Below are 9,685 nucleotides of genomic sequence, written 5' to 3'. Positions count from 1 at the left end.
GGCGCATTGTTTCGTATAAATAACGAATACTACGAGAGCCATCAGTGTTTTGGTCACCATATTTAGCATCTCCAGTAGCTTGTTTTACAATTACTTTATCCCAATCTGCTTCCATTTCATCAGCAATTACTGATGTTAATGAAGTTCTTACACCATTACCCATTTCTGAACGGGAAGCAATTAAAATTAAGCTCCCATCAGAATTTAACTGTACAAATAAGTTTGGATTAAAATCAATTAAATTTTTAAGAGTTTCTTTATCTGAAAAAATAGACGTGTTACAAGCTAATATTAAACCACCTGAGGCTAAACCAATACTTCTAACAAAAGTTCTACGACTTATATTTTTTATAGTACTCATATTAGTCTTGGTTTTTAAGTTCAACAGTTCTGTGAATTGCATCTTTAATTCGCTGGTAAGTCCCACATCTGCAAATATTACCAATCATGGCATCATCAATATCTTTATCTGTTGGATTGTCATTTTTATTAAGTAATGCTGCTGCTGCAATTAATTGCCCAGGCTGACAAAATCCGCATTGTGCGACATTTAGTTCTACCCAAGATTCTTGTAATAATTGCAAGTTTTCAAATTCGCCTTCAATAGTTAAAATACTTTTTTCTTCAGCTGCTGAAACAGGAATCATACACGACTGTACGGGTGAATTATCAAGTAATACTTTACAAGAACCACATTGTCCAATTCCGCAACCATATTTTGTCCCTGTAAGTCCTACAATATCTCTAATAGCCCAAAGTAAAGGCATATCTGGAGCAACATCAATAGTGTGTTTTTCTCCATTTATACGAAGTGTAATCATATTAAAAATTTAGTTAGTTATTGATTTAAACCAACAATTTAAGGAATATTTTATGAATGGTTTTTTAGACTCTTTTTGTTTAACAGAAATTTAACGAAGCTAAGGTTAAATGTTGTTTGTTTTTTATTTGAAATAGGTAGTTTAACTTCTGCCTTTTATAAGGTGAAGTAATTGTTAAGAAAATAAAATTTTAATAGTAAATATTTAAAATTCAGTGTTTACATCCCAAGACTCTAAGCTATCTTTAATAGCTTTTATAAACATACCTCCTAAAGCGCCGTTTACAACTCTATGATCGTATGAGTGAGATATAAACATTTTGTGACGAATACCAATAAAATCACCTTCAGAAGTTTCAATAACTGCAGGAACTTTTCTAACAGCACCTAATGCTAAAATTGCAACTTGAGGTTGATTAATAATTGGTGTTCCAAATACGCTTCCAAAACCACCAACATTGGTAACAGTATAGGTTCCATCTTGAATATCATCAGGACTTAATTTTCCTTTACGAGCTTTATTTGCTAAGTTATTTACAGCTTTAGTCATACCAACTAAATTTAATTGATCAGCATTTTTAATTACAGGAACAATTAAATTTCCGTCGGCTAAGGCAGCAGCCATTCCTAGATTAATAGCTTTCTTTTTTATAATTTTATCTCCGTCAATAGCAATATTAATCATTGGAAAATCTTTAATTGCTTTTGCTACTGCTTGCATGAAAATTGGAGTGTACGTAATTTTTTCGTTTTCACGAGCAAAAAATTGATCTTTAATTCGATCTCTCCATTTCACAATATTAGTAACATCAACTTCAATGAAAGATTGAACATGTGCTGAGGTTTGTACAGATGCAACCATATGATGTGCAATTAACTTGCCCATACGGCTCATTTCAATTATTTCATCTTCACCATTTAATGAAACGGGTGTGGCTGTTGTTTTACTTTGTTTTTCAATTTTTGGTTGTTTAACTTCAGTAACTTTAGGTTTTTTAGGAGTATTAATAGTGTTTCTATCGTTTTCTAGGTAATTTAATATGTCTGATTTAGTAACTCTATCATCTTTTCCAGTACCTTTAATACCTTCTAATTCTTCCATTGAAAGACCTTCAGTAGTTGCAATATTTCTAACTAAAGGAGAGAAAAATTTACCTGAATCAGAAATTTTCTCAATAGGCTTAATTTGCTCTTTTATTTCTTCTTCAATAATTGAAACAATTTCAGTAGCTTTATTCGCTATTTTTATTTCAGTTTTAATAGCGTTTTCTTCTAAGGTTTCTATAATAGCAATGGTGTCACCAACATTAACTGTGGCATCGTTTTCAAAAAGTATTTCAATAAGTGTCCCTTCAACTTCGCTTGGAACTTCAGAATCTACTTTGTCTGTAGCAATTTCAACAATAGCTTCATCTAACTCAATAGAGTCTCCAACATTTTTTAACCAAGAAGTTATTGTTGCTTCTGCAACACTTTCGCCCATTTTAGGCAGCTTCACCTCAAATATTGCCATTTTGTATTGTTTTTTAAGATTTGCAAATTTACAAAAAATATAGTCTACATTATTACAGTATGGGTGTTTTATGTAAAATATGTTAGGACAACTTACATTATTATATTCATAAAATCATCAATATTTAAGCTTGTAAAATTTGAGATTCTTTATTTTTTGAAGTGTTTATCCGTAATATGTATAATTATGAGTAGAATTTTAAATCAGGATTCAAATATTAAAAAATCATTTATAACTAAAATATCAACACTTAGTAACTTTTATTACATTCAAAAACATAATTATTATTTGTAAACAGTCTAAATAAAGCTTAAATACCTGATAATCAGTTATATATTTTTTTAAAAAAGATGATTTTTATCAGTATTAAACAGTGTTTATGTAACTAAATTTACATAAGCTTTAAAACAAACAAATATCTAATATTATGAAAAATGTAAAATTAATTGGTTTTTTGATGATTTTAGCATCAAGTTTAATGTTCATCCAATGTACTAGTGAAAATGCACTAATTGGACCGCAAGGTGTTGCTGGTATTGATGGTACAAATGGTTCAAATGGTATTGATGGAGATGATGGAGCTAATGGAGTAGATGGTACAGCAACGTGTGTTGCTTGTCACTCTGAAGATCACAGAACTCCAATCGATGCATCATATTTATTATCTAGTCATAATAACCAAACTATAATGTATGATGGCTCAACACTTACTGATTACACAAATCAATCATTCTTTTATGGAAGTTGTGCACGTTGCCACTCAAATGAAGGATATATTGACTATGTTAATGGTGAAGCAGCTGCAACAATCAGCAATCCTACAATTATATCTTGTACCACTTGCCATGAAAAGCACAGTACATTTGATTTTGAAAATGATGGTTACGATTATGCATTAAGAAATTTTGAACCTGTTACATTAATTGTTGACGAAACTAAAACAATTGATTTTGGAGACACAAGTAATACATGTGCACAATGCCACCAACCAAGAACTGTAACACCAACATCTATAGATGGAACATTTACAATAACTAGCTCGCATTGGGGGCCACATCATGGGCCTCAAGCCACTTTAATAGAGGGTATTCAAGGAGCAAATATTGCTGGATCTGAAGGGTATCCAGGAGTTGGATCTTCAACTCATAGAACAGGATCATCATGTGTTAAATGTCATATGGGTGAAACTACTGACGGTACAGATGGTGCACACTCTTGGGTTCAAACAGATAATGCATGTACTACATGCCACACAAGTGGTGCTCCAAGTGAGGTAAGTGGATTAACTGAAGACATGGAAACACTTGCTAGCTTATTAGCAAATGTTACCGGTGAAGATGCTGAAACTGGAGATCCTATCGTTGGAATTATTCACGACGGACATCCACAAGAAGGAATCTTTACAATTACTGAAGCTGAAGCTGCTTGGAACTATTTATTTATCCTTGAAGATAAAAGTGGAGGTATCCACAATCCAGCTTATGCAAGAGCATTAATAAAAAATTCAATTGAGGCATTACAACCATAAATTTAAAAAAGTTCAGGAATGCTGTACACACTCCTGAACTTTTAAATAATAATAATAATAATAATAATAATAATAATAATAATAATAATTAAAAGTAATGAAAAAATTTAATATAAACTTAGCCCTTGCGGTTTTAGCCGTAATTACATTAGTAAATTGTACTCACGATGACACGCCACTTGTTCCTGTAGTAGACCCAGGTGTTGGATCTAGTACAGATGAATTATTAGTAAAAAAATTCTCAACAGCTCCTACATTTGATGGTGATATTGATGCTGTTTGGAGTGAAGCAAGACCTTTATTAAGTGCTGCAACAGTTACTACTGCAGGAGATAAAACAATAACATTAAACAGTTCAAGTAATGGAGATTTATCTCTTGAACCTACTGATTTATTTGATCCTTATACAGGAGAAAGTTATAAATACTCTCTAAGAGGAGGACATGATGGAACCAATTTATACTTATTATTTGAATGGGAAGATGATTCAGATAGTAGAGATCGTCAATCTTGGTATTATGATGGTACTAAATGGAGACAAGAAAACAAATATGCGAATCATAAAAATGATAAATTTTATGAAGATAAATTTGGTATGATGTTCCCTATTGGAAATCCAGAAGGATTTGCAGGAGGTACTTGTACAGTTACTTGCCATCGTGGTTTAACAGATGCTGAAGCAGGAGAAAAAGCTACAAGACACTACATGAAAAACGAAGGTGAACTTGCAGATTTCTGGCACTGGAAACGTGACAGACATGCAATAGCTGAAGCTTGTGATGATGGTTTTGTACAATGGGAAGATGATTTCGGAAAAGCTTCTGCTAACGGAAGAAAAAATGATGATGGAATTTCACCATATAGTACTTCTATGAAATTCACAGATGATGTTACAGGATATAGCAGTCCAAAATATGTAATAAAAAACAGAACAAATTACTACTGGATTACACAAGCTGAAATTGATGGAGGAACTGCAATAGCTGTAACTAATGTTGCTGCTGATGGTAAATTAACATTATCAGATGGTACAATTATTGATCCAGTTGCTGAATCTCCAGCTTACGCTCAAGGATTTGGTAACAAAAGAATGCCTAGTGTAATTATCAACGAAGGTGGACAAGGGGCTGATGGTAGATCTGAAGTTAGAATTAAAGCTAAGCATACTGGTTCAGGATGGCAATTAGAAATTATGAGAAAATTAGAAACAGGAGACCCTACAGATGCGAGTTTTGCACCAGGTCAATCTATCCCTTTTGGATTAGCAATATTTAACAATGCTGCAATTGGACATGGTATGTCTAATTTCTTAACAATGAAAATAGAACAATAATCTTTAAAATTAAAAGTGCAGGTAACAAAAACCTGCACTTTTAAACCAAAAGAAAGATTATTTAACCAAAAAACTTACACATGAAAAAAATAGTTCAAATTTTAATAATCGTATGCAGTGGCTTACTACTGAATTCGTGTTATTATGATGCATTTCCTGAATATGAAGATGTTATTATTGATGATGGTACCGATAATGGTGGCGGCGGAGATACAGTAATATCTTATCAAGATGATATAGTTCCACTTTGGGGTCAATGTACAGGATGTCATGGAGGTACACCTCCAACACTTAGCACAAATTCATTTGATAACTTATTAAATGGTTATGTTGTGGCAGGTGATGCAGATGCTAGTACATTGTACAAATCTCTTTTAGGAACTGGAGGAGTATCATTAATGCCTCCTGGATCAGCGTGGAATCAAACTAAAATTAATTTAGTAAAGGATTGGATCAATCAAGGAGCTTTAAATAATTAATCGTTAAAGAAGATACATATGAAAAATTATATAAAAATACTTTTTATTTTATTGGTTCTTCCTTTTGTTGCATTTGCGCAAGAAGATGAAACTAAAAAAGAAAAGGTTAAAGAAAAATTAGAGAGACCTGCTTTTGAAAGTGCTTCACTAATAGATAACCCAACTAATGTTTTATTCAATAAAAATGCATTGGAGGTGCAAATGGCACACAGATTTGGGCTAGTTAATGGTGGTACTAATGATTTAGCTGGTTTTTGGGCTCCTTCAAATATTAGAATTGGATTGTCTTATTCAATTCATGAAAGATTAACTATTGGTTATGGAACTACAAAGTTTGATCGTTTACAAGATTTTAACTGGAAAGTTGCATTATTAAGACAAACACGCTCTAATAAAATGCCTGTAAGCGTTTCTTATTATGGTAATTTTACTGTAAATGCACGTACTAAAGAAAATTTTGATAATCTTCAAGATAGATATTCTAATTTCAATCAGTTAATTATTGCACGTAGATTTAATTCTAAATTATCTTTACAAGTTGCTCCAAGTATTTCACATTATAATATTGTTGAAAATACAATGAGAAATGATATGGTTGCAATAGCTTTTGGTGGACGTTATAAAATTAGTCCTCAAACTTCTGTAATTTTAGATTATACACAACCAATAACAGAGTTTTTACAAGATAATCCACATCCTGGTGTTAGTATTGGTGTAGAATTTTCAACTTCAGCTCACGCTTTTCAATTATTTGCAACCAATTATAATGGTTTAGTTGCTCAAAAAAATATTATGTTTAATACAAATGATTTCTTTAAAGGAGATTACATGATTGGATTTAATATTACAAGAGTATACAATTTCTAGTATTGATATAAAATCAATAAAATAAAAAACAAGGTTTTAGCTATTTTGCTTTTACCTTGTTTTTTATTTTATAATGAAATTTTTAATAGCAGCGGTTACATTGTAACAAATACGACATAAAATGTGTGATGATTTATTTTTAACAGTTAAAAATTTAATTAATAAACTGGTAAACAGTGAGTTAACTTGGTGTTAAAACTGATTAATATCATAAAATATCATCAGTCATATTGCTAAATTTATATACGTTTAAAAAAATATTGATTACTAATTATAAATTATGAAGCAGCAATCTAACAAACAAACAAAAATTTCTAGAAGAGGTATTTTACCAATATTTGGAGGTGCTTTACTACTTCCTTTTCTTGGATTTGGAAAGTCTACAAATAATAAAAAACCTAATTTAGAAGATGAAAATGAAGCATACCAAACTTTATTAAAACCAGACGGTTCTACTGTAAAGGTTAAAGTTAGTACGCTACAAAAGTCAAAAATAGTTGAAAAGAATATTTCAAATAAGTCATTACTAAATTGGCTTGGCCGAAAACTCTAATTTATAGCTAATTATGAAAAATAAAAATACTACTTCAAGACGTAAATTTCTTGATAAAGGATTAAAAGTAGGTTTAATTACTGCAATTGGCGGAATTGGTTTAACCAAATTAGCTTCAAAATTAAGCGCTCAAACCGATAAAGATTCTGGTGAAAAAATGGAGTTAATGACTACTGATGGAACTATTATCCAAGTAGATTCTTCAGAAGTTGTAGAAATGGATCATCACACAAAAGAAGATCATTTAAACCATGATGTTAGAGAAGGAATTCCAAATAGAAAATTTGTAATGGTTATAGATTTGGCAAAGTGTAAAAACGCTTTAAAATGTCAAGTTGCCTGCAATAAACACCATTATATAACAGGTGATAATGCTTGGTTAAAGGTCTATAAAATGCAAGAATCTCAAGATACCTCACCCTACTGGATGCCTACAACTTGTATGCATTGTGATAAACCAGCTTGTGTTACAGTTTGCCCTGTTGATGCTACATTTAAAAGAAAAGATGGATTAGTTTTAATTGACAACGAACGTTGTATTGGGTGTAGGTTTTGTATGGCTGCTTGTCCTTATGCAACTAGAGTTTTTAATTGGAGTGAACCTAACCAAGGTGAAATAACGTTGGCTATGGATATGGGAGAAGAAATGCACTCTACTCCAGAACACGCAGGTTTACCAAGTATAAAAGGTACTGTTGATAAATGTGACTTTTGCCCACATGCAATTCAAGATGGTGAACTTCCTCATTGTGTAACAGCTTGCCCTAACGGCGTATTTTATTTTGGAGACAAGTATGAAGATACAGTTACAAATGGAGATGAAACTTTACGATTAAGTAAATTATTAAAAGATAAATCTGGTTACAGATTAATGGAAGGCTTAGGAACCGATCCTAGCGTTTATTATTTACCTCCTGTTGATAGGTTGGTGAATTTTGAAGATGGATTAGAGCACTATACTGAATTTCAATCTGTTGAAAAACCTGAATAATTATGAAAAATTACGATACACTTCTTAAAGATTTAGCTCCCAAAAAATTTGGTAAGCTAGGTGTTATATGGACAAGCTCATTACTTATAATAATTATTATTGGGATTATTGCTTATATAGACCAACTAATTAAAGGACAGGTAGTAACCAACATGCGTGATTACGCATTATGGGGAATATACATTTCTAATTTCGTGTTTTTTGTAGCTACAAGTTTTGTTGGTTCAGTAACTGTAGCCATTTTAAGATTAACCAATAATAATTGGAGAACTCCAATAGTTAGAATTGCTGAAATTATTTCTTTAGCGGCAATTGTAATGGCTGGAATTACAATTATGATTGATATGGCTAGACCAGATAGATTGTTAAATCTATTTATTCACGCTAGATTACAATCACCAATTACTTGGGATGTAATAATAATACCAACTTCAATTGCTGTGAGTTTTTTATTATTGTATTTCCCTTTAATTCCTGATTTAGCAATCCTTAAAAAGCATTTTAAAGATGAAAGTCCATTTCTAAGTAAATGGTATGGAATATTATCATTAAACTGGACAGGTAGCAAGGCTCAAAAAGCAATACAAACAAAATCTATTCAAATTATTGCTATAATGATTATACCAATAGGTTTAATACTTCAAACTATTGATGCCTGGCTATTTTCAACAACGTATAGAATTGGTTGGGACAGTACAAATATGGGAGCTTATTTTATATCTGGAGCCTTTGTTGCTGGTGTTGGAGCTTTAGTTACTGTTATTTATGTAATACGTAGAGTTTACAAACTAGAAAATTACATTACACTATTACATTTTGATAAACTAGGTAAATTTTTAGTCCTTGCCTGTTTAACCTATTTGTATTTTAACATTAATGAGTATTTAATTCCCGTATTTACAGCTAAAAAAGGCGAATTAACGCATTTAGATGAATTATTTACAGGACACTATTCAATTTTATTTTGGTTAGTAATTGTTGGCGGATTAATAATTCCTTCAATCGTTTTAATGTTTAAAAAATTTAGAAAACCATTACCAATGTTTATCATAGGTTTAGCTGTAGTTATAGGCTCTTGGTGGAAACGTTATCTTATTGTAACACCTACATTATTACACCCATTTATGCCAATACAAGGTGTACCTGAATCTTGGCATCACTATTTTCCAAGTATTCATGAATGGTTAATTACACTTGCTACACTTGCAATGGCATTGTTAATTATAACAATATTAGTTAGATACTTACCTGTAATTCCAATTCAAAGAACAGCAGAAGAGCAAGAATTGTTAAAAAACGATAAAAATACTAAATCATGAAAAACCAATTAAATATTCGTCACTTTTTTCTTGTATTATTAAGTGTTTTTTGTATCTCTTCAAGTTTTGCACAGAAAATAAAGAAAAGCAAGGTTAGATTAAAAGCGCAATATGTTAAAGTAATGGACGGTGAAATCTATTTTCACATTAAAGCTTCATCAAAAGTAAAAAAACAAAATATTAAAGTTTCTAATATTGAAATAACTATTTATAATGAATTTGATGATGAAAAAGTTAAAATAGGTAAAACAATCACCAATATGAAAGGTGAAAGTAGGTTTG

11 protein-coding genes are annotated in these 9,685 nt (G+C 31.2%); 8 read left to right on the top strand and 3 right to left on the bottom strand.

What is annotated here, in order from left to right; genetic code table 11:
• The 3 genes from GQ540_RS08735 to GQ540_RS08725 form a co-directional block, all read right to left on the bottom strand.
• A partial coding sequence (locus tag GQ540_RS08735; RefSeq protein WP_291800122.1) for a molybdopterin cofactor-binding domain-containing protein occupies window positions 1-361 on the bottom strand: 361 nt, incomplete at its 3' end.
• Window position 362: 1 nt separating this feature from the next.
• A complete protein-coding gene (locus GQ540_RS08730) occupies window positions 363-821 on the bottom strand; it encodes a (2Fe-2S)-binding protein (RefSeq protein WP_291800120.1) in 459 nt (152 codons plus the stop codon).
• 204 nt (window positions 822-1,025) lie between these two features.
• Window positions 1,026-2,333, bottom strand: coding sequence for a dihydrolipoamide acetyltransferase family protein (locus GQ540_RS08725; protein WP_291800119.1), 1,308 nt, complete (start codon window positions 2,331-2,333; stop codon window positions 1,026-1,028).
• 427 nt (window positions 2,334-2,760) lie between these two features.
• Between GQ540_RS08725 and GQ540_RS08720 the strand changes: the two genes are divergently transcribed.
• The 8 genes from GQ540_RS08720 to GQ540_RS08685 form a co-directional block, all read left to right on the top strand.
• Window positions 2,761-3,861: a hypothetical protein gene (locus tag GQ540_RS08720; protein ID WP_291800117.1), complete on the top strand. Its 1,101-nt coding sequence runs from the start codon at window positions 2,761-2,763 to the stop codon at window positions 3,859-3,861.
• A 97-nt stretch (window positions 3,862-3,958) separates the two neighbouring features.
• Complete coding sequence (locus GQ540_RS08715; protein WP_291800115.1) at window positions 3,959-5,194, top strand: ethylbenzene dehydrogenase-related protein; 1,236 nt, start codon at window positions 3,959-3,961, stop codon at window positions 5,192-5,194.
• An 80-nt stretch (window positions 5,195-5,274) separates the two neighbouring features.
• Window positions 5,275-5,673 carry a hypothetical protein gene (locus GQ540_RS08710; protein WP_291800113.1) on the top strand — a complete coding sequence of 133 codons (399 nt, stop codon included), beginning with the start codon at window positions 5,275-5,277 and terminating at the stop codon, window positions 5,671-5,673.
• A gap of 18 nt (window positions 5,674-5,691) precedes the next feature.
• The gene (locus GQ540_RS08705; RefSeq protein ID WP_291800111.1) at window positions 5,692-6,540 is read left to right on the top strand and encodes a DUF5777 family beta-barrel protein; all 849 of its coding nucleotides are present in this window, start codon (window positions 5,692-5,694) and stop codon (window positions 6,538-6,540) included.
• A 280-nt stretch (window positions 6,541-6,820) separates the two neighbouring features.
• Window positions 6,821-7,093: a hypothetical protein gene (locus tag GQ540_RS08700; RefSeq protein WP_291800109.1), complete on the top strand. Its 273-nt coding sequence runs from the start codon at window positions 6,821-6,823 to the stop codon at window positions 7,091-7,093.
• 13 nt (window positions 7,094-7,106) lie between these two features.
• Window positions 7,107-8,084, top strand: a complete 978-nt coding sequence (locus tag GQ540_RS08695) for a 4Fe-4S dicluster domain-containing protein (RefSeq protein WP_291800108.1) — start codon at window positions 7,107-7,109, stop codon at window positions 8,082-8,084.
• A 2-nt stretch (window positions 8,085-8,086) separates the two neighbouring features.
• Entirely contained in the window at window positions 8,087-9,403 is a 1,317-nt protein-coding gene (gene nrfD, locus GQ540_RS08690; RefSeq protein ID WP_291800106.1) for an NrfD/PsrC family molybdoenzyme membrane anchor subunit, read from the top strand.
• A partial coding sequence (locus GQ540_RS08685) for a hypothetical protein (RefSeq protein WP_291800104.1) occupies window positions 9,400-9,685 on the top strand: 286 nt, incomplete at its 3' end. The genes nrfD and GQ540_RS08685, both read left to right, overlap by 4 nt.

The organism is Lutibacter sp. (assembly GCF_013139515.1).
Lineage (GTDB): Bacteria > Bacteroidota > Bacteroidia > Flavobacteriales > Flavobacteriaceae > Lutibacter.
The sequence above is the reverse complement of the archived record's forward strand: the minus strand, read 5'-3'. Positions and strand labels throughout refer to the sequence as shown.